This is a genomic window from Pseudomonas sp. GW821-FHT11D10 (assembly GCF_058808435.1).
The window spans coordinates 550,789-573,275 of record NZ_JBXARR010000002.1 but is presented as its reverse complement, the minus strand read 5'-3'; the positions used below and the strand labels follow the sequence as shown (position 1 = coordinate 573,275).

The following is a 22,487-nucleotide window of genomic DNA, read 5'->3' as shown; positions in this document are numbered from 1 at the left end:
GCGACGAAACGAGGCTTTGAAACACCCGACGTTACCGGCGTCGGGTTTGTGTGAAAGCTGATTTGCGGCCAGCTTCCATACATACGGTTCTCAGGTTCAAACAGTTAAAAAAAAGGGCTTGGAGAATGATCTCCAAGCCCTCAAAAGGTGAGAGGTGTCTAGTCCCTCGACCTGGTGAGCGGTGCTACAAGTAACGCGTCGGATCAGGCCTTCAGAGGCACCAGACGCGGAGCAATCATGTTTTCCGGGCGCAGGATGTCGGCGAGCATGGCTTCGTCGAGCAGACCTTCTTCGCGCACCAGTTCCAGCACGCCGCGGCCGCTTTCAAGGGCGATACGGGCGATGCGGGTGGCGTTTTTGTAGCCGATGTACGGGTTCAGTGCGGTGACCAGACCGATCGAGTGTTCGACCAGTTCGCGGCAGCGCGCTTCGTTGGCGGTGATGCCGACGATGCAGTGCTCGCGCAGCATGTCCATGGCGCGTTGCAGCAGACGGATCGAGTCGAGGATCTTGAAGGCGATCAGCGGCTCCATCACGTTCAGTTGCAGTTGGCCGCCTTCGGCTGCCATGGTCAGCGCCAGATCGTTACCGATCACCTGGAATGCCACCTGGTTCACGGCTTCCGGGATAACCGGGTTGACCTTGCCTGGCATGATCGAGCTGCCTGGCTGACGCGCCGGCAGGTTGATCTCGTTGATGCCGGTGCGTGGACCGCTGGACAGCAGGCGCAGGTCGTTGCAGATCTTCGACAGCTTGACCGCGGTGCGCTTGAGCATGCCGGAGAACAGTACGAAGGCGCCCATGTCGGAGGTGGCTTCGATCAGGTCGGCGGCTGGAACCAGCGGTTGACCGCTGATCAGCGCCAGACGCTGTACGGCCAGGGCCTGGTAGCGCGGGTCGGCGTTGATGCCGGTACCGATCGCGGTTCCGCCCAGGTTCACTTCGGTCAGCAGTTCCGGGGCCAGCGTCTTCAGACGGGCCAGGTCTTCGCCCATGGTGGTGGCGAAAGCGCGGAACTCTTGACCCAGAGTCATCGGCACGGCGTCTTGCAGCTGGGTACGACCCATCTTCAGGACGTGGTTGAATTCTTCACCCTTGGCCGCGAATGCCTGAATCAGGCTGTCGAGGCTGGCCAGCAGCGCGTCGTGACCCAGCAGCAGACCCAGACGGATCGCGGTCGGGTAGGCGTCGTTGGTCGACTGCGCCATGTTCACGTCGTCGTTCGGGTGCAGGTACTGGTACTCGCCTTTCTGGTGACCCATCGCTTCAAGAGCAATGTTGGCGATCACTTCGTTGGCGTTCATGTTGGTGGAGGTACCGGCGCCACCTTGAATCATGTCGACCACGAACTCTTCGTGGAAATCGCCGCGGATCAGACGTGCACAGGCTTCGCTGATGGCAGCGTGCTTGGCTTCGCTCAGGTGACCCAGCTCGCGGTTGGCGTCAGCGGCGGCCTGTTTGACCATCGCCAGACCGACAACCAGCTTCGGGTAGTGCGAAATCGGAACGCCCGAGAGGCGGAAGTTGTTCACCGCTCGCAGGGTCTGGATGCCGTAATACGCTTGAGCAGGGACTTCGAGGGCGCCAAGCAGGTCGTTTTCTGTGCGGAATGATGCAGCGGAGGACATGATAGAAATCATCTCGATATGGACCCGGTCTGTGCCGGAACGCTGCGAATGCTAGGCTTGTGGGAATTTTTGGGCCAATGCTGTTAAACACTGCCCTATGCACATTCGGCATAATGCCCGTGTGACGCCGCGTGCGCGGCAGACGTGTGACCTGTTTTGGTGCGTGTCCGGGAGGACGTGATGAATCTGGAAAGCAAATGGCTCGAGGACTTCAGTGCTCTGGCCGCCACCCGCAGCTTCTCGCAGGCGGCCGAACGGCGCTTCGTGACCCAGCCGGCGTTCAGTCGGCGGATCCGCAGCCTGGAAGCGGCGCTGGGTCTGACGCTGGTCAACCGCTCGCGTACGCCGATCGAGCTGACGGCGGCGGGACAACTGTTCCTGGTGACCGCGCGCACGGTGGTCGAACAGCTCGGTGAAGTGCTGCGTCATCTTCATCACCTGGAAGGCGGGCAGGGCGAAGTGATCCAGGTCGCGGCGGCGCATTCGCTGGCGCTCGGTTTCTTCCCGCGCTGGATCGCGCAATTGCGCAACGAAGGCCTGAACATTGCTACCCGGCTGGTGGCGACCAACGTCGGCGACGCGGTGCACGCGCTGCGTGAAGGTGGCTGCGATCTGATGCTGGCGTTCTACGACCCGGACGCGGCGATGCAGATGGACCCGGAAATCTTCCCGTCGCTGCACCTGGGCCAGACCGAGATGCTTCCTGTGTGTGCGGCAGATGCCAATGGCAAGCCGTTGTTCGATCTGGAAGGCGAGGGCAGTGTGCCGTTGCTGGCCTACAGCGCCGGGGCGTTTCTCGGGCGTTCGGTGAACGGTTTGCTGCGCCAGCGTCAGCTGCGCTTCACCACGATTTATGAAACCGCCATGGCCGACAGCCTTAAAAGCATGGCGCTGGAAGGCCTCGGCATTGCCTGGGTGCCACAACTGAGCGTGCGCGCCGAATTGGCTCGGGGTGAACTGGTGGTCTGCGGCGGCCCGCAATGGCATGTGCCGCTGGAGATTCGCCTGTACCGTTGTGCGCTGGTGCGCAAGGCCAATGTGCGGTTGTTGTGGCGCAAGCTGGAGGGAGGCGCGGCGAGTGGCAATAACTGAGTGAAGGAAAGCAGAGGCGAACGTTGTTTTTCGCCTCTGACGAGTCACCGGGCGACTGATCAGCCTTTGTTAGCCAGATGGTTTTTTATGTTTTCCCTGTTTTTCGGGCTGAAACTGTAACAAATGGATCTGAGCGGGTTGGGCTGTGGGGTCATATATGTTTCACACCACCAGCCGTTGTACTGAATTTCCGAATCTTCATGTCGAGCACCCAGCAAGTGCCCCACCTCATGGCCAACATTAAGTCGGCTGGTCAGGGAGGCAATTGCAAAGTTGCCGGTGTTGAGTGGAGGCCGCAGCAATGCGGCACCCGCGGTCTTCTCGTTCAGGTTTTCTTTAGTCAGCAGAACGACCTGGTCCAGCGGGCCCGTTTCAAAGCCTTCGGCGTTGGCGAGTTCCAGGTACTGCAGCCCCAGTTCTTCCCAACCTTTCAAGGTGCGCAGCGGGTCATCACCTTTGTAGTTGAACTGGCTGTAGGGTGCGCCCCTGCCAAAGACAACGTTGAACTGTCGATCGATAAAACTCTGCAGTTCCTTGACGAACGGACGGAAGTGATCGGCGTATATGTTCTTGGTCGTACTCGCCGGTAAGTCATCGTGAACGATGGCGAAGATATTGATGTCTCGTTTTCTATTGGTTGCAGCCATTTTTCAGTCCTTTTTAAAATGACCCCTGTCTCTATTCAAATGCGAGAGCTGTGGGATTCGGCAGCTTTGCATCAGTCCCAATCGTCTTCGGGACGCGGCACGGGCCGCTGTACAATCTCTTTGTCCAGGTAATTGCGAATGTTCTCTCTGTTTTTATCACTGAAACGGTTGGCATTGCTTCGAAGTGGTGAGAATTCATCGTCAGTCATGATCGTTTCGCTCCACCAGCCGTTGTAAAGGATTTCGCTGTCTTCATGGGTCGCGCCGAACATATGGCCTGCTTCGTGAGCAGGGACCATGCCGCTTCTCGTTGAGGACATACCGGCGTAACCCCCGACTTGGGCAATTCCCATTACGCCAGGGCTTATATCGTCGCGGGTCAGCAATAAGTATTTGTTGAATCGTGTGTGCGAGTCTCCCAGTAGTGCGGGGCCGAAACGATTTCTTAATTTCTCTGCCCAGACGTCGAGAGAACCGGCGGCAGAAATATTTTTATAATCAAAATTACTCAGGGTCTCTGCTTCTGACGGGCTGTACATATTGATTGATATCTTGCGGCCAGAGAGGTTCTGGATTTCATCAGAAAACCAGGAGAAGTGGGTGTTGTACAACGCATGTCTACTTTTGTTCGATAAGTCATTGTGGATGAATACATGCAGTGTTAAAGGCGCTTTGGTCATGTTTAAATTTTTTTGATTTCAATTGAATGGGTGGTGGTGGGTAGTGGTGCCGACTATCTGCCATTGCGATTTCAGAAGGGTTTTATTTATAAATTTGTTGCTGCGCGCTAAAAGTGGTTTTTGGTTTTTCGTTGCTGGGTGGTATCGCTGTGCTTATGGTTGGTGGTTAGTTGTATATCATTTAATTTTTTAGTGGCTCTGAGGGAAGTTTTGAATTTTATTGCACGAAGTCTTTCGGAGGTTTAAATACGCTCTCCATTCAACTTGTTGACCATGCTTCCCGCATGAGTGATCGAACAGATATTCTTGAACCTCGAGTCAGCAAAATGCGTGATTCCGGACAGATGACAGATGGTCGCAACGGGGGCTGTTTATTGCTTTCTTTGCGGTATACTGCGCGGCCTTCGGCCGGTTCGTCCGGCCATTTTTCCTACAACAAGCCACGCATCCTGCGTGGCTTGTTGTTTTTGACGCGCCTGCGGGCGCCCAGAGAGAAGAGGCGCGACGATGAGTGCACTGGTTGGCGTGATCATGGGCTCCAAGTCCGATTGGTCCACCCTTAGCCACACCGCCGATATGCTGGAAAAGCTCGGCATCCCTTACGAGGTCAAGGTGGTTTCCGCCCACCGCACCCCGGATCTGCTGTTCCAGTACGCCGAAGAGGCTGAAGGCCGCGGCATCGAGGTGATCATCGCCGGTGCCGGTGGCGCAGCCCACCTGCCAGGCATGTGTGCGGCCAAGACCCACCTGCCGGTGCTGGGCGTGCCGGTGCAGTCGGCCATGCTCTCGGGCGTCGATTCGCTGCTGTCGATCGTGCAGATGCCGGCCGGTATTCCGGTTGCCACCCTGGCCATTGGCAAGGCCGGTGCGATCAACGCAGCGCTGCTGTCGGCGAGCATCCTGGGCGCCAAGCATCCACAATTCCACGCGGTACTGAAAACCTTCCGTGCCGAGCAGACAGACAGCGTCCTGGACAATCCAGACCCACGTATTGCCTGAGGTTGTTGAGATGAAGATCGGTGTAATCGGTGGCGGCCAGTTGGGTCGCATGTTGGCCCTGGCGGGCACCCCGCTGGGCATGAACTTCGCTTTCCTCGACCCTGCGCCGGACGCTTGCGCCGCTGCGTTGGGCGAACACCTGCGGGCCGATTACGGCGATCAGGATCATCTGCGCCAGTTGGCCGATGAAGTCGATCTGGTGACTTTCGAGTTCGAAAGCGTCCCGGCAGAAACCGTGGCGTTCCTTTCGCAATTCGTCCCGGTCTACCCGAGCGCCGAAGCCCTGCGCATCGCTCGCGACCGCTGGTTCGAGAAGAGCATGTTCAAGGACCTGGGGATTCCGACCCCGGCGTTCGCCGACATCCAGTCGCAAGCCGACCTGGACGCTGCCGTCGCGTCGATCGGCCTTCCGGCCGTGCTGAAAACCCGCACCTTGGGTTACGACGGCAAGGGCCAGAAAGTCCTGCGCAAGCCGGAAGACGTGGTCGGGACGTTCGCCGAGCTGGGCAGCGTGGCCTGCCTGCTGGAGGGCTTCGTGCCGTTCACCGGTGAAGTGTCGCTGATCGCCGTGCGCGCCCGTGATGGCGAGACGAAGTTCTATCCATTGGTGCACAACACCCACGACAGCGGCATCCTCAAACTGTCGGTCGCAAGCACCGATCACCCGTTGCAGGCCCTGGCCGAAGACTATTCCAGCCGCGTGCTCAAGCAGCTGAACTACGTCGGCGTGATGGCGTTCGAGTTCTTTGAAGTCGACGGTGGCCTCAAGGCCAACGAAATCGCCCCGCGCGTGCACAATTCCGGGCACTGGACCACCGAAGGCGCCGAGTGCAGCCAGTTCGAAAACCACCTGCGGGCCGTTGCCGGTCTGCCGCTGGGTTCGACCGCCAAGGTCGGCGAGAGCGCGATGCTCAACTTCATCGGCGTTGTTCCACCGGTTGAAAAGGTCATTGCCATCGACGATTGCCACCTGCATCACTACGGCAAGGCCTTCAAGGCCGGGCGCAAGGTCGGTCACGCCAACCTGCGCTGCAAGGACAAGGCGACCCTCGAGCAGCAGATCCTCAAGGTCGAAGCGCTGATCGCCGAGTAACGACAGTTTCATCTGGCAGCGGCGGAACCATTAAGGGGCCGCCGTTCTCTCATGGCAGGATGCGAAAGTCTGACTAGGCTTCATCGCATATCTACTATTCAGAGGGAAATGCCATGGGAATTATCGGAACCATCTTTATCGGCCTCATCGTCGGCCTGCTGGCGCGGTTCCTGAAACCGGGCGATGACAGCATGGGCTGGATCATGACCATCCTGCTCGGTATCGGCGGTTCGCTGGCAGCCACTTACGGCGGCCAGGCCCTGGGCATCTATCAGGCGGGTCAGGGCGCGGGCTTCATCGGCGCGCTGGTCGGCGCGATCGTGCTGCTGGTGATCTACGGCCTGATCAAAAAGAACTGATCCAAAGCGACAAAGCCCTCTCTGCCAATCCGGCGGGGAGGGCTAGAATGCTCGGCGATTCAGCGTTCCCTCCTTATTCGAGCATCCTTTACCGAGCACCTTCATGCGCCGTCTTCTGTTGACTCTCCTTTTGCTGGGCAGCGGTCTGGCCCACGCCGGCGAACTGCCGGAAACCGACTGGCTGGAACTGATGCCCAAGTCGGACCAGAAAGCCCTCGAGGCCATGCCTGAAATCGATCACAACTCCCCGGAAGCCACCGGCACCTTCACCGAGAAAGGCGGGATGAAGCAGGCCAAGGGTTTGCCGGCGGTGATGTATTCGACCAAGACCGTGGCGTCGATGAACGACAAGCACATCCGCATCGGTGGTTATCCGGTGCCGCTGGAGTCCGACGCCAAGGGTCGCAGCACGCTGTTCTTCCTCGTGCCGTACCCGGGCGCGTGCATCCATGTGCCGCCACCGCCGCCGAATCAACTGGTGCTGGTGCGCTATCCCAAAGGTTTGAAGCTGGATGACATCTACACGCCGCTGTGGGTGACCGGCACGCTGAAGATCGAGAAGGTCAGCAATGATCTCGCCGACGCGGCGTATGCGCTGGAAGCAGACAAGGTGCGGGTGGTGCAGGAATCGGATCTGTAATTCCGAGCCGCAAAAAAAACGCAGCCTCAGGGCTGCGTTTTTTGTTTTCAGAGCGGCTGGCTGCCGACGCTGACCCCCATGGTGTGGCTGGCATCCGGTGCCAGGTTCACCACGTCGTTCATGACGTTCGCCGTCTCGATGCAGAGCATGCGCTGCCAACCGTCGTTGTCCATGTCGCTGAACGCGGCGGCGCGGTCGATCCACGGGTTCCAGATCACCGCCGTGCGTGAACCGCTGGCGGTCAGCACGATGCGCCGTTCCCAGGCCGGGTCGACGATGCTCAGTTGCGGTGGAGCGTCGAGGTAGATGCGGTCGGTCTCCCCGGCAAAACGCAGGTCGCCTTGCTGGGTGTGAGTCTTCCAGTCGTCCAGGGTTTCGATGTAATCCAGGCCATCCACGCCTTCGACACGCACGTTGCGCACATCGCTGACCGCGAAATAGCTGTGCAATGCCTGACTGATGCTGACGGTGTCGGCACCACGGTTGTGGCTGGTCAGGCTGATGTGCAACTGATCGTCGAGGCGCAGGGTCAGGGTCAGGTCGACCTGATGCGGCCAGCCCGGAAAACCGCCTTCGGGGTAGGGCAGGGTGAACTCCACCTTCAGGCTTTCACCTTCGGTTTCGATGCCGCCCAGTTCCCAATCCATCGCCCGGACAAACCCGTGGGCGGCGGCCGGTTCTTCGCTGACGCGCATCGCCTGCACGCTCTGCGGGTTGCGGGCGAAGACGCCGAACCACGGCCAGCACACCGGCACGCCGGCGCGGATGCTCTTGCCGGTCTTGAACACGGCCTTGTCGTTCAGCCAGATCACCGGCGGCTGGCCGTCCACCTGATAACTGAGGATGTGCGCGCCTTGCTGGGCCACCAGCACTTCGGCCTGACCGTGGCGGATGCGCCAGCAGTTCAGTTCATCCAGTTTCACGGCTTCAACGTTGGGCGTGTTCATGGGACAACTCTCGATCAGCAACTTGGACGACTATCGACCGTGAAACGGCCGCGAGGTTTAACGTGCGCGTGGCGGAACCGAACGGGTGCGACCGCTGCCATCGATGGCAACGAACACGAACACCGCTTCGGTCACTTTACGCCACTCGCTGGACAGCGGATCGTCGCTCCACACCTCGACCATCATCTGGATCGAGCTGCGGCCGATTTCCAGGGTCTGGGTATAAAAGGACAATTGCGCGCCGACAGCCACCGGCACCAGAAACGCCATGCGATCGATGGCGACGGTCGCAACACGGCCACCAGCAACACGGCTGGCCATGGCAGTGCCGGCCAGGTCCATCTGCGCCACCAGCCAGCCGCCGAAAATATCGCCGAAGCCGTTGGTTTCGCGGGGAAGCGCGGTGATTTGCAGGGCCAGGTCGCCTTGCGGGATCGGATCTTCTTGTTCGAGCTCTATCATGCCGGGGGTGCCTCTGACCCGTGACTCTTCGTTGGGTATTGCTGGTGGTAGCCGTCTTCGGGAAAAACGATTCAGCACCGAACATACTACGTTCGTCACGTTTTCCATCAGGCGCCTAAGGAGAAACTCTGCGAAACCGGCTAATCCCGAGCAAGGGTCGGGCCAACGACGTTTTCGCACAGCAACCCCTTACAAACCGGAGCAAGGTTGCGAGTATATCGGTCGGTAGACTCCGCGACGACCGTCCGGTTCTGATTTCGACCGGCAAATACGCGCCTCTATGTGCTTTTTCGAACAATTTGCTATGGTGCCGAACCTGCCCGAGCCACAGCCAGCGTTGTTGTGGCGGCAGATCCGACTATAAGAGAAGACCTTGCCATGACCACAGCGCCCTCGAGCCTCGCGCAGCCCGACCAACCCGCACGACCGTTGACCCGCAATGACTACAAGACTCTGTCGCTATCGGCCCTGGGGGGCGCGCTGGAGTTTTACGATTTCATCATCTTCGTGTTCTTTGCCACCGTGGTCGGCAAATTGTTCTTCCCGGCCGACATGCCCGAGTGGCTGCGTCTGATGCAGACCTTCGGCATCTTCGCCGCCGGCTACCTCGCGCGGCCGCTGGGCGGGATCGTGATGGCGCACTTCGGCGACCTGCTGGGGCGCAAGAAGATGTTCACCCTGAGCATTTTCATGATGGCGGTGCCGACCCTGATCATGGGCCTGCTGCCGACCTACGCGCAGATCGGCATGTGGGCGCCGATCCTGCTGCTGTTGATGCGCGTCATCCAGGGCGCAGCGATTGGCGGCGAGGTTCCGGGGGCGTGGGTCTTCGTTTCCGAACACGTGCCCGGCAAGCACATCGGCTACGCCTGCGGCACCCTGACCAGCGGCCTGACGGCGGGCATCCTGCTCGGCTCGCTGGTCGCCACCGCGATCAACAGCATTTATACGCCCACGGAAGTTTCGGATTACGCCTGGCGGATCCCGTTCCTGCTCGGCGGCGTGTTCGGTCTGTTTTCGGTCTACCTGCGTCGCTGGCTGCACGAAACTCCGGTGTTCGCCGAACTGCAACAGCGCAAGGCGCTGGCCGAAGAAGTGCCGCTGCGCGCCGTGCTGCGTGACCATCGCGGGGCGATTGCGGTGTCGATGCTGCTGACCTGGCTGCTGTCCGCCGGTATCGTCGTAGTGATCCTGATGACCCCGACCGTGTTGCAGACGGTCTATCACTTCTCGCCGACCACCGCGCTGCAATCCAACAGCCTGGCGATCGTATTCCTTAGTCTGGGCTGCATCATTTCCGGCGCGCTGGCCGATCGCTTTGGTGCCGGTCGCGTGTTCGTGTTCGGCTGCCTGGGCTTGCTGGCCAGTTCCTGGACCTTCTATCACAGCCTCGCCGATCACCCGAACTGGCTGTTCCCGCTGTATGCGTTGACCGGTTTTCTGGTCGGCACCATCGGCGCGGTGCCTTATGTCATGGTGAAAGCGTTCCCGCCGGTGGTGCGCTTCAGCGGTCTGTCCTTCTCTTATAACGTCGCCTACGCGATCTTCGGCGGCCTGACCCCAATGGTGGTCAGCCTGCTGCTGAAAGAAAGCGCGATGGGGCCTGCCTACTATGTGGCGGTGCTGTGCGGGATGGGGATCCTGGTCGGCGCGTGGTTGTGGAAGAAGGGACGCTGATTTAGTTCCAGAACTCAGGGCTTTCGCCAGCGCGAAAGCCTTGTTTCACACTCGCCAATTGGCAGGCGAGCACCGTGTTCGAGCATGTGAGCCAAAGCATTTGCAGCTTCTGTCTCGTCGATGACTTGGTGCTCTACCATTAAATCGAGCAGCCATAGCGCGCCGTGTACCTCTAACCCATCTCTTTGGGCCTGACGGCGCAACCTGCCATCTCCGGTGAGTAAAGGACGGCCCGTTTCCTGCGCAAGCAAGTAGCAGGAGACGTCGGCTAAAGAGCTGTTGTTGTGCTCGATCCTCAGCCCCGACAATCTTATTACACCTGCCTCATCGAACGATTCGACAATCAACCCTCGGTCGAGCAGCTCGTCGTGTGAAAAGTCGTCGAGTTCGTACATTACGAAGTCAGTGCAACACAGCGTAAACGGCAAGCTGAACATCTGCTCCAGCAATCCGGCATTTCTGAAGTCGATCCAGATATTTGTATCACTGATATAGATCAGACTCATGCACTCTCCAGTGAGCCCAAGAAATTGGGGTCAAGTGCGCTCACTGGTTTGCGCAGGAGTTCAGCAGCCCGCGACTTGGTGATCAATCCTTCCGCCAATCCCCAGAACACCAGCGAATCAAAGCGCTGGGGCGGTTTGCACGGCATAGGTTCGGGCTCTGCTTTGCGCCAGCCGTTGGCACTGAATTGGATAGTGAGGGATTTGTAGCCACTTTCGCTAAGTAGCTTCAGATCCTTCAGGCGTCTCAACGCAGCGTGCATCGATATTCCGTATTGGCGTTTGGCGATCAGTAGCTCTCGTGGATGGACTCTGGACCGGGGATGGCTGCCGAAGTCGCTGGTTACGCTTTTGGCGGGGTAGAGAAATGCGCCGGCAAAGCGGTGACAACAGTTTTCTTTGTCTCTCTCCGGCATGTCTTCAGGTAACGCCATAACCCAATGGCCGAGCTCATGAGCAGCCGTAAATCGGATTCGCTCACCTGGACGGTCAGCATTCAAAGCAATGAGTACATGTTCGCCGTCACCGGTAGCAGCACAAGCGCCATCGAAATCATCTGGGCCGTTCAGCATTGCAACTTTGATGCTGTGCTCTTCCAGTTGCTCAGTCAGATTGGCGATAGGATCGCTACCGATTTCCCAAAACTGGCGAAGCTTCTCGGCTGCGAGCTCAGCCTCTTCGAGGGTTGAAACCGGGAGCATCTGTGCGGGGGTGGTAGGGGTCTGGATATCTGCTGGATCGAAACATTGCTCAAGTGAAATGTAGCGCTCGAGATGGTCCCGAATTTTTTCTTCAACTTGAGCTTGGCGATACTTGGGCATTCTGGCCAGCTTTCGAAACTCAAGAGGTGCCAGAGGAATAACCTCCGCGCGGAAAAAATATTCGGGACTGACCTGAAGTGCCTTGGCCAGTTGCAGCAGGCGAGAAGAGTTTGGAGTGCTCAACCCTTTCTCATATTTGCTCAACGCTTGTTTGGTGATATCGCCAAGCTGGGCCGCCAGACCCTCTAGGGTGAGGCCTCGTTGCAGGCGGGCGCGGCGAATTCGGTCGTTTATCATGAGTTCCTCTCGTGGTTGACAAGGCTATCTTTTGGATTCGATTTGTCAACCTGCTGCGGAATTCATTTTTTGTGACACCTCGGATGCTGGCCTTTCATCCAATTGTCATATTTCAGCCATAGAGTGTTCACACGGCCTGCTGATACTTGGCCCCGACTTAACACACCCTATCTGCTAGGAGTAAGGCATGAAACTGAAGCGTTTGATGGCGGCAATGACTTTTGTCGCTGCTGGCGTTGCGACTGCCAACGCGGTTGCCGCTGTTGACCCTGCTATCCCGAGCTACACCAAGACCACTGGTGTGTCGGGCAACCTGTCCAGCGTCGGCTCCGATACCCTGGCCAACCTCATGACCCTCTGGGCTGAGAACTACAAAAAAGAATACCCGAACGTAAACATCCAGATTCAGGCCGCTGGCTCCGCCACTGCGCCACCTGCGCTGACTGAAGGCACCTCCAACCTGGGCCCGATGAGCCGCAAGATGAAGGACACCGAACTGGCGGCCTTCGAACAGAAATACGGCTACAAGCCAACCGCTATCCCGGTTGCCGTGGACGCCCTGGCTGTTTTCGTTCACAAGGACAACCCGATCCAGCACCTGACCATGGAACAGGTTGACGCGATCTTCTCGTCCACCCGTCTGTGCGGCGCCAAGACCGACGTGAAAACCTGGGGCGACCTGGGCGTGACCGGCGACCTGGCCAACAAGCCGGTTCAACTGTTCGGCCGTAACTCGGTATCCGGCACCTACGGCTACTTCAAGGAAGAAGCCCTGTGCAAAGGTGACTACAAGCCTAACGTCAACGAACAACCAGGCTCGGCTTCGGTCGTGCAGTCGATCAGCTCCTCGCTGAACGGCATCGGTTACTCGGGCATCGGCTACAAGACCGCCAGCGTGAAAACCGTTGCTCTCTCGAAGAAAGGCAGCACTGACTTCATCGAAGACACCGAAGAAAACGCCCTGAACGGCAAGTACCCGCTGTCGCGTTTCCTGTACGTGTACGTCAACAAAGCCCCGAACAAGCCTCTGGCCCCGCTGGAAGCCGAGTTCGTGAAACTGGTTCTGTCGAAACAGGGCCAGGAAGTGGTAGTGAAAGACGGCTACATCCCACTGCCAGCCAAGGTTGCTGCAAAAGCACTGGCTGACCTGGGTCTGCAGGAAGGCGGCGCTGAAGTCGCAAAAAAGTAACAAACTGAGTCAGGGGTGAACCCCGCCTGACTCACGTGTGGGGCCCGGCCCGCAAGCGGCCCGGCCCCCACACTCCCCGAATTCTTCTATCCACTGCCAGTGCCCTGCTGGCGGCGGATTTGGTGCGTCACTGCATTGTCATCTTTCTGTCATACAGGATCGCTAGGGTGTGCGCATGAATGATCTGGCCAATTCCAAAATGACTACGAACCCTCCCAAGCGCATTGACTTCAATACGCCTGAGTTGCAACGCAAGCGCCGCATTCGCGCGCTCAAGGATCGCTTCACCCGCTGGTACGTCCTCGTCGGCGGTCTGGCGGTGCTGGCAGCCATCACCCTGATCTTCTTCTTCCTCGCCTACGTCGTTGCGCCGCTGTTTCAGGGTGCCGACCTGACCGCGAAAGACTCGATCACTCCAGCCTGGATGCAGGACGCCGGCAAGCCGCTGATGATTTCGCTCGAAGAGCAGAATCAGGTGGCGATGCGCGTTTCCGACAAGGGCCAGGCGCTGTTCTTCGACATCGACAGTGGCGCTGAATTGAAGCGCGTCGATCTGCCTTTGCCGGCAGGCGCCAGTGTGACCTCCATCGGCGAAGACCAGCCGGGCCATCCGCTGGTGGCCGTGGGCCTGTCCAACGGTCAGGCGCTGGTGTTCCGTCACACTTATAAAGTCAGCTACCCGGATGGCAAGAAAACCATCACCCCGGCCATCGAGTATCCGTACGGCGATGCACCGATCGCGCTGAACGAAAGCGGCGGTGCGCTGGAGCACGTCAGCCTCAACGCTACCGATTCGACCCTGATGCTGGTCGGTTCCACCGGTTCGCAACTCAATGTGCTGTCGCTGACCAGCGAAGAAAACATGATGACCGGCGAAGTCACCAACGAGCAGAAGCGTATCGATCTGCCGCAGATGACCGAGCCGGTGAAAAACATCTTCGTCGACCCGCGCCAGCAGTGGCTGTACGTGGTCAACGGGCGTGCCCAGGCCGACGTGTTCAGCCTGCGCGACAAGAGCCTCAACGGTCGCTACAAACTGCTGGAAAACGGCGAAGCCGAAGTCACCGCCGCCACGCAACTGGTGGGCGGCATCTCGCTGATCGTCGGTGACTCCAAAGGTGGCCTGGCCCAGTGGTTCATGGCCCGCGACACCGATGGCGAGCTGCGCCTGAAGCAGATCCGCACCTTCCAGATGGGCACCACGCCGATCGTTGAAATTTCCGCCGAAGAGCGTCGCAAGGGCTTCCTGGCCCTGGATGCCAGCGGCAAGCTCGGCGTGTTCCACAGCACCGCGCACCGCACCTTGCTGGTCGATCAAGTCGTCGAAGGCCAGGGTCTGTTCGGCCTGTCGCCGCGCGCCAACCGCGTGATCGTCGAAGCCGGCGGCAAGCTGCAACCGTTGCTGCTCGACAACCCGCACCCGGAAGTCTCGTGGAGCGCACTGTGGAGCAAGGTCTGGTACGAGAACTACGACGAGCCTAAATACGTCTGGCAATCGACTGCGGCCAACACTGATTTCGAACCGAAACTGAGCCTGTCGCCACTGACCTTCGGCACCCTGAAAGCCGCGTTCTACGCGATGCTGCTGGCTGCTCCGCTGGCCGTCGCCGCTGCGATCTACACCGCGTACTTCATGGCCCCGGGCATGCGCCGCAAGGTCAAACCGGTGATCGAGCTGATGGAAGCGATGCCGACGGTGATCCTCGGCTTCTTCGCCGGCCTGTTCCTCGCACCGTATGTGGAAGGGCACCTGCCGGGCATCTTCAGCCTGCTGATGCTGCTGCCGATCGGCATCCTGATCGCCGGTTTCACCTTCAGCCGCCTGCCTGAATCGATCCGCCTGAAGGTCCCGGATGGCTGGGAAAGTGCGCTGCTGATTCCGGTGATCCTGTTCGTGGGCTGGCTGTCGCTGTACATGAGCCCGTTCATGGAGAACTGGTTCTTCGGCGGTGACATGCGCATGTGGATCTCCCACGACCTGGGCATCACCTACGACCAGCGCAACGCACTGGTGGTCGGTCTGGCCATGGGTTTTGCGGTGATCCCGAACATCTACTCGATCGCCGAAGACGCCGTCTTCAGCGTGCCGCGCGGCCTGACCCTGGGCTCGCTGGCCCTCGGTGCCACGCCGTGGCAGACCATGACTCGCGTGGTGATCCTGACCGCCAGCCCGGGCATCTTCTCGGCGCTGATGATCGGCATGGGCCGTGCAGTCGGCGAAACCATGATCGTGCTGATGGCCACCGGCAACACCCCGGTCATGGAAATGAACCTGTTCGAAGGCCTGCGCACCCTGGCCGCCAACGTCGCGGTGGAAATGCCGGAGTCGGAAGTCGGCGGCAGCCACTACCGCGTGCTGTTCCTCTCGGCGCTGGTGCTGCTGTTGTTCACCTTCGTCATGAACACCCTCGCGGAACTGATTCGTCAGCGTCTGCGCAAGAAATACTCGTCGCTTTAAGCAAAGGTAGAAGTCTGTGAAACAGAACTCCCTGAAAGGATGGTTCAAGAGCGGCGCCCCCGGCGTCTGGATCAGCGGCGGCGCGGTGTCCATCGCGGTCATCATGACCATTGGCCTGCTGGCGGTGATCGCCGTGCGCGGTCTGGGTCACTTCTGGCCGGCGGATCTGATCCACGCCAGCTATGACGTACCGGGCCAGGGCCAGCATCTGGTCGTGGGCGAAGTCGTACAGAAAGAAGAAGTGCCACGCGCCCGTCTGAAGAGCGCCGGCCTGCCGGTGCCGGACGAAGGTCCGGAATTCATGACTCGCGAGCTGATCAAGGTAGGCAACCGTGACCTGAACGGCAACGACTTCACCTGGATCGTCGGCGAGTGGCTGACCAACCAGACCACGCCGGTGGAACTGATGGCGCTGGAGCGTCGTGAGTGGGGCAACTTCTACGGCTACCTGGTCAACGTCAAACAGGACGGCAAGGTGATCGCCGAAGGCGAAGCCGCCTGGCCTGAGCTGCAAGCGCGGATCAACCGTGTGAACGGCCTCGCCTCGCAGCTCAAGTCGCTGGAAAAAACCGACATCGGCGCGATCAACGCCGGCCTCGAGCGCATCCGTCTGCACGGTCGCAAGCTGGAGCTGGAAGGCAAGCTCGACGCCACCGCGCAAGCGGACATGGAGTCCGAGCGCGCCGAGCTGAACGCCCGCTATCAGGACATCGAAGCCCGTCTGGCCGACCTGCATGCGCAGTTCAACCGTGACGCGCTGACGGCCCGTGACGCGAACGGCAAGGAAATCGAAATCGGCCTGGGCAAAGTGGTTCACGCCTACCAGCCGAACGCGATGGGGACGTTCACCAAGATCGGTTTCTACTTCAGCAAGGTCTGGGAATTCCTCTCCGACGACCCGCGTGAAGCGAACACCGAAGGCGGGATTTTCCCGGCGATCTTCGGCACCGTGATGATGACCCTGATCATGGCGATGATCGTGACCCCGTTCGGTGTGCTGGCGGCGGTGTACCTGCGTGAATACGCCAAGCAGAACACCCTGACCCGGGTTATCCGGATCGCGGTGAACAACCTGGCGGGTGTTCCGGCGATTGTTTACGGCGTGTTCGGTCTGGGCTTCTTCGTCTACGTGCTGGGTGGCTCGCTCGACCGTCTGTTCTTCCCTGAAGCGCTGCCGGCACCGACCTTCGGTACGCCGGGTCTGCTCTGGGCTTCGTTGACCCTGGCGCTGCTGGCGGTGCCGGTGGTGATCGTGGCCACCGAGGAAGGTCTGGCGCGTATCCCGCGCACCGTGCGTGAAGGCTCGCTGGCCCTCGGCGCGACCAAGGCTGAAACCCTGTGGAAGATCGTTCTGCCGATGGCCAGTCCGGCCATGATGACCGGCATGATCCTCGCCGTGGCTCGCGCCGCCGGTGAAGTGGCGCCGCTGATGCTGGTGGGTGTGGTGAAACTGGCGCCGTCGCTGCCGGTGGACGGCAACTACCCGTATCTGCACCTGGATCAGAAGATCATGCACCTGGGCTTCCACATCTACGACGTCGGCTTCCAGAGCCCGAACGTCGAGGCCGCGCGGCCGCTGGTGTACGCCACGGCGCTGTTGCTGGTGCTGGTGATCGCCACCCTGAACCTGTCGGCGGTGTACATCCGTAACCACCTGCGCGAGAAGTACAAGGCGCTGGACAGCTGATCGCCGTCACAAGAATTGAAGGGCTGTCGGTCTAGATTCCGGCAGCCAACCGAACCGAATTTGTTAGCACAGGGGATCTCCCATGCAGCACGAAACACATACCCACGGCATCAACATGTCTGCCCTGGGCCGCGACAAGCAGAGCCTGAACCTCGAGCAGGAAACCGTGGCCATCGAAGTGCCGGGCCTGAGCCTGTTCTACGGCGAGAAACAAGCGCTGTACGACGTCAGCATGAACATCCCGAAACAGCGCGTTACCGCCTTCATCGGCCCGTCCGGCTGCGGCAAGTCCACGCTGCTGCGCACCTTCAACCGCATGAACGACCTGGTAGACGGCTGCCGCGTCGAAGGCGCGATCAACCTGTACGGCAACAACATCTACCGCAAGGGCGAAGACGTGGCCGAGCTGCGTCGTCGGGTCGGCATGGTGTTCCAGAAGCCTAACCCGTTCCCGAAGACCATCTACGAAAACGTGGTCTACGGCCTGCGCATCCAGGGCATCAACAAGAAGCGCATCCTCGACGAAGCCGTCGAGTGGGCGTTGAAAGGCGCGGCCCTGTGGGACGAAGTCAAAGACCGTCTGCATGACTCGGCCCTCGGCTTGTCCGGTGGTCAGCAACAGCGTCTGGTGATCGCCCGTACCATTGCGGTGGAACCGGAAGTGCTGCTGCTCGACGAACCGTGCTCGGCCCTCGACCCGATCTCGACCCTGAAAGTCGAAGAGCTGATCTACGAGCTCAAATCCAAGTTCACCATCGTCATCGTGACCCACAACATGCAGCAGGCGGCACGGGTGTCCGACTACACGGCGTTCATGTACATGGGCAAACTGGTGGAATTCGGCGACACCGATACCCTGTTCACCAATCCGGCCAAGAAGCAGACCGAAGACTACATCACCGGTCGTTACGGCTGACAGTTGCGGGTTATTCACAGAATTGACGCTGCGGCCCGCCGCACCTTACCGGACGCTCCAAGGACGCCAACATGATTAGTAAAGAAGGCCTTACCCATCACATTTCCGCGCAGTTCAACGCCGAACTGGAAGAAGTGCGCAGCCACCTGCTGGCCATGGGCGGGCTGGTCGAGAAGCAGGTCAACGACGCGGTCACCGCGCTGATCGAGGCCGACTCGGGCCTGGCCCAGCAAGTGCGCGAGATCGACGACCAGATCAACCAGATGGAACGCAACATCGACGAAGAATGCCTGCGCATTCTGGCCCGTCGTCAGCCGGCGGCCTCCGACCTGCGTCTGATCATCAGCATCTCCAAGTCGGTGATCGACCTGGAGCGCATCGGCGACGAAGCGACCAAGATCGCCCGCCGTGCGATCCAGTTGTGCGAAGAAGGCGAAGCGCCGCGTGGTTACGTCGAGGTTCGCCACATCGGCGACCAGGTGCGCAACATGGTGCGTGATGCGCTGGACGCCTTTGCCCGCTTCGACGCCGATCTGGCGCTGTCGGTGGCGCAGTACGACAAGATCATCGACCGCGAATACAAGACCGCCCTGCGTGAGCTGGCGACTTACATGATGGAAGACCCGCGCTCTATCTCGCGGGTCTTGAGCATTATCTGGGTGCTGCGTTCGCTGGAGCGGATCGGCGACCACGCGCGCAACATCTCGGAGCTTGTGATTTACCTGGTGCGCGGCACCGATGTGCGCCACATGGGCCTCAAGCGCATGAAGGAAGAAGTTGAAGGGACAAGTGGCGAAACCGCTAATGTTCCGGGCGATGCTGACGATAAGTAAGATTGCCTGAGAAAAGCGCCCGGCCCTTTGGCCGGGCGTTTTTGTTTCTGCTTTTCATAGGCAGAAGCGAATTAAAAAGCAGCACCCGCGAACGAAAAGTCCCGGCGTGACTGAAGAGTTTTGGCAATGTGCCATCAGCCAGCGTTATGCTTGCCGGGATTTTAATAGGGGTGTTGGATGAGCAAGATCAGTGTGTTGGTCGTGGACGATGCATCGTTCATTCGTGACCTGGTGAAAAAGTGCCTGCGTAATTACTTCCCGGGGATCCGCACCGAGGACGCCATCAACGGCAAGAAGGCCCAGGCCATGCTGGCCAAGGAAGCCTTCGACCTGGTGCTGTGCGACTGGGAAATGCCGGAAATGTCCGGCCTCGAACTGCTGACCTGGTGCCGTGAGCAGGACAACCTCAAGACCATGCCGTTCATCATGGTCACCAGCCGGGGCGACAAGGAAAACGTCGTGCAGGCGATCCAGGCCGGTGTCACCGGTTACGTCAGCAAGCCGTTCACCAACGAGCAACTGCTGACCAAGGTCAAGCAGGCCCTGAACAAGGTCGGCAAGCTCGACACCCTGATGAACAGCGCCCCGACCAAGATGAACTCGGCGTTCGGCAACGACTCTTTGAGCGCGTTGACCGGCGGCAAGGCTGCCGTGGTCGGTTCCGCACCGGCTGCTGCTGCTGCGAACCCGTTTGCAAAGCCTGCCGCTGCAGCCCCGGCACCTGCCGCGGCGCCACAGCGTGGCCTGCTCAACAGCCCGCCGGTGAAAGCCCCGGCAGCCTCCAGCGCTCCGGCGGGTGGTCGCGGTCAGGGCCAACTGCGCCTGCCGAGCGGCACCCAGCAATGCGTGATCAAGGCCCTGAGCATCAAGGAAGCGCTGTTGGTGGTGAAACGCACCGACACCCTGCCGCAGATCCTCGACAGCGCCGTGCTCGATCTGGAGCAGGGCGACAACGCCGAAATCGCCCGCCTCAATGGCTACCTGCACGCCGTCGTCGCCCACGAGCCGAAACCCGACAGCGACTGGCTGCAATTGACCTTCCGCTTCGTCGACCAGGACGCGCAGAAGCTCGACTACATCTCCCGCCTGATCGCCCGCGGCACGGCGCAGAAGCACTTCGTTCCGGGTGCGTGATCTTCGTCGCCTGACAGTCCGCCATCGCCAGCAGGCTGGCTCACACGGGGTTCACACCGAACCTGTGGGAGCCAGCCTGCTGGCGATGGGGCCATCAAAAGCACCACCCATCTCTCGCGCTGCCCAATTTGAAACATCTGTCGACTAGCCTGGTCTGCTTCAGCTGCTAGGCTCATTCCCAGGCCTTACTCGACAGAATTTTTGCCCATGCCCCTGCGCCTGCTGTTTTTCTGTGGTCTGTTCATGGCCTCCACCTCGACTGTGGCCATGACGATCTACAAGTCCACCGATGCCAACGGAGTGGTTTCGTACAGCGACCGTCCGAGCAAAGGCTCCCAGGTGTTCGTGTTTCAGGACCGGATGGTCGAGCGACTCGAGCGCCAGGTCTATCTCGACATCAAGAAGCAGAAGGGCGCGGACGTGGTGTTCGTGCGCAACGACCTGTACGCGCCGGTCGAGGTCGCGCTGGCGTTTACCGGGATGAGCAACGTGCGCGGCGCGCCGGCGCAAACGATCCGCCGGGTGTTGCCGGCGCGCAGCAATACGCGGCTGGCGCTGCTGACGGCGGTGTCCGGTGGCAAGCCGCTGGTGTATACGCCGCAGTTCCATTATTCCCTCGGTGACCCGGCTGGCGCGGCTCAGGGCTATCGCTATCCGTTTCCGTGGCGTGGCGGGCCGTTTCGCCTCAGCCAGGGCGCCAATGGCGATTACAGCCACTTCGGGCCGAAGAACAAATACGCGATGGACATCGCCATGCCGGTCGGCACGCCGATCATTGCGGCGCGCGCCGGCGTGGTGGTGAAGACCGAGAATTCCCAGAACGGGCGCGGCAACGATCCGTCCGGCAACTTCGTGCGGATACTGCACGACGACGGCACGATGGGCGTGTACCTGCATCTCAAGCAAGGATCGGTGAGTGTGCGCGAGGGGCAGCGGGTGACGGTGGGCAGCCCGCTGGCGCTGTCCGGCAACACCGGCAACAGCAGCGGCCCGCACCTGCACTTTGTGGTGCAGCGCAATACCGGGATGGGGCTGGTGTCGATTCCGTATCAGTTCAATAAGCCGCTGGGGGCGTTGCCCAACTTTGCGTTGGGCAAGCAGTAAACCCCGTCAGTCGAGCATCAGCACCTTGGCCAGAATGATCTTCGGACCTTTCATCTTCTTGATGATGATGCGCAGGCCTTCGACTTCCAGCACTTCTTCCTCTTCCGGGACCCGTTTCAGGGTTTCGTAGATCAGCCCGGCGAGGGTTTCGGCTTCGATGTGATCCAGGTCGATCCCCAGCAGGCGCTCGACCTTGAACAGCGGCGTATCGCCCCGCACCAGCAACTTGCCCGGCTGGTAGGCGAGGATGCCGCGCTCGGCCTTGCGGTGTTCGTCCTGGATATCGCCGACCAGCACTTCCAGCACGTCTTCCATGGTCAGGTAGCCGATGATGTTGCCATCGGCCTCTTCGACCACGGCGAAGTGCGAGCCGCCCTTGCGGAACTGTTCCAGCAACTGCGACAGCGGCATGTGCCGGGAGACGCGCTCCAGCGGGCGGGTCAGTTCGGCGAGGTTGAACGACTCGGGAATGTGATCCAGCGCCGCCAGTTCCAGCAGCAGGTCCTTGATGTGCAGCAGGCCGACGAATTCCTTGCGCTCGCTGTCGTACACCGGATAACGGCTGAACTTGTGGCGACGGAACATCGCCAGGATTTCTTTTAGCGGGGCGTTGAATTCGAGGGTGATCAGGTCTTCCCGGGAGTTGGCCCAGTCGACCACTTCCAGCTCGCCCATTTCCACCGCCGAGGCCAGCACGCGCATGCCCTGGTCGCTCGGGTCCTGGCCACGGCTGGAGTGCAGGATCAGTTTCAGTTCTTCACGGCTGTAATGGTGCTCGTGATGCGGGCCGGGCTCACCTTGCCCCGCGATGCGCAGGATGGTGTTGGCGCTGGCGTTGAGCAGGTAGATCGCCGGGTACATGGCCCAGTAGAACAGGTACAGCGGCACCGCCGTCCACAGCGACAGCAATTCGGGTTTGCGGATCGCCCAGGATTTGGGTGCGAGTTCGCCGACCACGATGTGCAGGTACGAAATGATGAAGAACGCGGTGAAGAACGAGATGCCTTTGACGACTTCGGCCGACTGCACGCCAACCGCACTCAGCAGCGGTTCGAGGATGTGCGCGAACGCCGGCTCGCCGACCCAGCCAAGGCCCAGGGAGGCGAGGGTGATACCGAGCTGGCACGCCGAGAGGTAAGCATCGAGCTGACTGTGCACCGTGCGCAGGATGTGCCCGCGCCAGCCGTGCTGCTCAGCGATGGCTTCGACCCGGGTCGAGCGCAGTTTGACCATGGCGAATTCCGCCGCAACGAAGAAGCCGTTGAGCAAAACCAGGATCAGAGCGAAAAGAATCATGCCGAAATCGGCGAATATTGTTGCGAGGGACAAGCCAGGGGAAGGGTCCATGATGGAGTTTTGCGGGTTCCGTGTGATTCGAAAG

At 60.1% G+C, this 22,487-nt stretch carries 21 protein-coding genes; 13 read left to right on the top strand and 8 right to left on the bottom strand.

Features of this window, described 5'->3' with window-relative positions; translation table 11 throughout:
• Positions 1–203: 203 nt before the first annotated feature.
• Positions 204–1,628 carry an aspartate ammonia-lyase gene (aspA, locus tag AC1RT4_RS09075; protein ID WP_003229645.1) on the bottom strand — a complete coding sequence of 475 codons (1,425 nt, stop codon included), beginning with the start codon at positions 1,626–1,628 and terminating at the stop codon, positions 204–206.
• A 180-nt stretch (positions 1,629–1,808) separates the two neighbouring features.
• On the opposite strand from aspA, the gene AC1RT4_RS09070 reads away from it, so the two are divergent.
• Positions 1,809–2,720: a LysR substrate-binding domain-containing protein gene (locus tag AC1RT4_RS09070; RefSeq protein ID WP_493085073.1), complete on the top strand. Its 912-nt coding sequence runs from the start codon at positions 1,809–1,811 to the stop codon at positions 2,718–2,720.
• A 59-nt stretch (positions 2,721–2,779) separates the two neighbouring features.
• Here AC1RT4_RS09070 and AC1RT4_RS09065 read toward each other — a convergent pair whose 3' ends face one another.
• Positions 2,780–3,367, bottom strand: coding sequence for a zinc metalloprotease (locus AC1RT4_RS09065; protein WP_493085071.1), 588 nt, complete (start codon positions 3,365–3,367; stop codon positions 2,780–2,782).
• 71 nt (positions 3,368–3,438) lie between these two features.
• Entirely contained in the window at positions 3,439–4,047 is a 609-nt protein-coding gene (locus AC1RT4_RS09060; RefSeq protein ID WP_493085070.1) for a hypothetical protein, read from the bottom strand.
• Between the two features lie 507 nt (positions 4,048–4,554).
• Here AC1RT4_RS09060 and purE point away from each other — a divergent pair.
• The 4 genes from purE to AC1RT4_RS09040 all read left to right on the top strand — a co-directional run bounded on the left by purE (position 4,555) and on the right by AC1RT4_RS09040 (position 7,138).
• Positions 4,555–5,046: a 5-(carboxyamino)imidazole ribonucleotide mutase gene (gene purE / locus AC1RT4_RS09055; protein ID WP_007954291.1), complete on the top strand. Its 492-nt coding sequence runs from the start codon at positions 4,555–4,557 to the stop codon at positions 5,044–5,046.
• A gap of 10 nt (positions 5,047–5,056) precedes the next feature.
• Positions 5,057–6,139, top strand: a complete 1,083-nt coding sequence (locus tag AC1RT4_RS09050; protein ID WP_007954299.1) for a 5-(carboxyamino)imidazole ribonucleotide synthase — start codon at positions 5,057–5,059, stop codon at positions 6,137–6,139.
• A 113-nt stretch (positions 6,140–6,252) separates the two neighbouring features.
• On the top strand, positions 6,253–6,498 hold the full coding sequence (locus AC1RT4_RS09045; RefSeq protein ID WP_003229635.1) for a GlsB/YeaQ/YmgE family stress response membrane protein: 246 nt from the start codon (positions 6,253–6,255) through the stop codon (positions 6,496–6,498).
• 103 nt (positions 6,499–6,601) lie between these two features.
• The gene (locus tag AC1RT4_RS09040; protein ID WP_027610367.1) at positions 6,602–7,138 is read left to right on the top strand and encodes a DUF3299 domain-containing protein; all 537 of its coding nucleotides are present in this window, start codon (positions 6,602–6,604) and stop codon (positions 7,136–7,138) included.
• Positions 7,139–7,185: 47 nt separating this feature from the next.
• Here AC1RT4_RS09040 and AC1RT4_RS09035 read toward each other — a convergent pair whose 3' ends face one another.
• Entirely contained in the window at positions 7,186–8,085 is a 900-nt protein-coding gene (locus AC1RT4_RS09035) for a D-hexose-6-phosphate mutarotase (protein WP_493085068.1), read from the bottom strand.
• 57 nt (positions 8,086–8,142) lie between these two features.
• The gene (locus AC1RT4_RS09030; protein ID WP_003229628.1) at positions 8,143–8,547 is read right to left on the bottom strand and encodes an acyl-CoA thioesterase; all 405 of its coding nucleotides are present in this window, start codon (positions 8,545–8,547) and stop codon (positions 8,143–8,145) included.
• A gap of 378 nt (positions 8,548–8,925) precedes the next feature.
• On the opposite strand from AC1RT4_RS09030, the gene AC1RT4_RS09025 reads away from it, so the two are divergent.
• On the top strand, positions 8,926–10,224 hold the full coding sequence (locus tag AC1RT4_RS09025) for an MFS transporter (protein ID WP_102718391.1): 1,299 nt from the start codon (positions 8,926–8,928) through the stop codon (positions 10,222–10,224).
• A gap of 14 nt (positions 10,225–10,238) precedes the next feature.
• Here the strand turns inward: AC1RT4_RS09025 and AC1RT4_RS09020 are convergent, their stop codons facing one another.
• Together AC1RT4_RS09020 and AC1RT4_RS09015 are read right to left on the bottom strand one after the other, a co-directional pair.
• Complete coding sequence (locus AC1RT4_RS09020) at positions 10,239–10,730, bottom strand: PIN domain-containing protein (protein WP_493085067.1); 492 nt, start codon at positions 10,728–10,730, stop codon at positions 10,239–10,241.
• Positions 10,727–11,785 (bottom strand): helix-turn-helix domain-containing protein, encoded by a 1,059-nt coding sequence (locus tag AC1RT4_RS09015; protein WP_493085065.1) that lies wholly within the window; start codon positions 11,783–11,785, stop codon positions 10,727–10,729. The genes AC1RT4_RS09020 and AC1RT4_RS09015 overlap by 4 nt, the downstream gene beginning before the upstream one ends.
• A gap of 187 nt (positions 11,786–11,972) precedes the next feature.
• Here AC1RT4_RS09015 and AC1RT4_RS09010 point away from each other — a divergent pair, with 187 nt between their 5' ends.
• From AC1RT4_RS09010 to AC1RT4_RS08980, 7 genes are all read left to right on the top strand, one after another.
• Positions 11,973–12,974 carry a phosphate ABC transporter substrate-binding protein PstS gene (locus tag AC1RT4_RS09010; RefSeq protein ID WP_007954316.1) on the top strand — a complete coding sequence of 334 codons (1,002 nt, stop codon included), beginning with the start codon at positions 11,973–11,975 and terminating at the stop codon, positions 12,972–12,974.
• Positions 12,975–13,398: 424 nt separating this feature from the next.
• Positions 13,399–15,432, top strand: coding sequence for an ABC transporter permease subunit (locus AC1RT4_RS09005; RefSeq protein WP_230737782.1), 2,034 nt, complete (start codon positions 13,399–13,401; stop codon positions 15,430–15,432).
• 16 nt (positions 15,433–15,448) lie between these two features.
• Positions 15,449–17,119, top strand: coding sequence for a phosphate ABC transporter permease PstA (gene pstA / locus AC1RT4_RS09000; protein WP_074689923.1), 1,671 nt, complete (start codon positions 15,449–15,451; stop codon positions 17,117–17,119).
• Between the two features lie 82 nt (positions 17,120–17,201).
• Entirely contained in the window at positions 17,202–18,035 is an 834-nt protein-coding gene (gene pstB, locus AC1RT4_RS08995) for a phosphate ABC transporter ATP-binding protein PstB (RefSeq protein WP_065258233.1), read from the top strand.
• A 71-nt stretch (positions 18,036–18,106) separates the two neighbouring features.
• The gene (phoU, locus tag AC1RT4_RS08990; RefSeq protein ID WP_007954334.1) at positions 18,107–18,868 is read left to right on the top strand and encodes a phosphate signaling complex protein PhoU; all 762 of its coding nucleotides are present in this window, start codon (positions 18,107–18,109) and stop codon (positions 18,866–18,868) included.
• Positions 18,869–19,045: 177 nt separating this feature from the next.
• Positions 19,046–20,002, top strand: a complete 957-nt coding sequence (locus AC1RT4_RS08985; protein ID WP_011336612.1) for a response regulator — start codon at positions 19,046–19,048, stop codon at positions 20,000–20,002.
• A gap of 207 nt (positions 20,003–20,209) precedes the next feature.
• The gene (locus AC1RT4_RS08980; RefSeq protein ID WP_493085064.1) at positions 20,210–21,106 is read left to right on the top strand and encodes a peptidoglycan DD-metalloendopeptidase family protein; all 897 of its coding nucleotides are present in this window, start codon (positions 20,210–20,212) and stop codon (positions 21,104–21,106) included.
• Positions 21,107–21,112: 6 nt separating this feature from the next.
• On the opposite strand, the gene AC1RT4_RS08975 is transcribed toward AC1RT4_RS08980, so the two are convergent.
• Positions 21,113–22,453, bottom strand: a complete 1,341-nt coding sequence (locus AC1RT4_RS08975) for a hemolysin family protein (protein ID WP_007954342.1) — start codon at positions 22,451–22,453, stop codon at positions 21,113–21,115.
• Between the last annotated feature and the right edge of the window lie 34 nt (positions 22,454–22,487).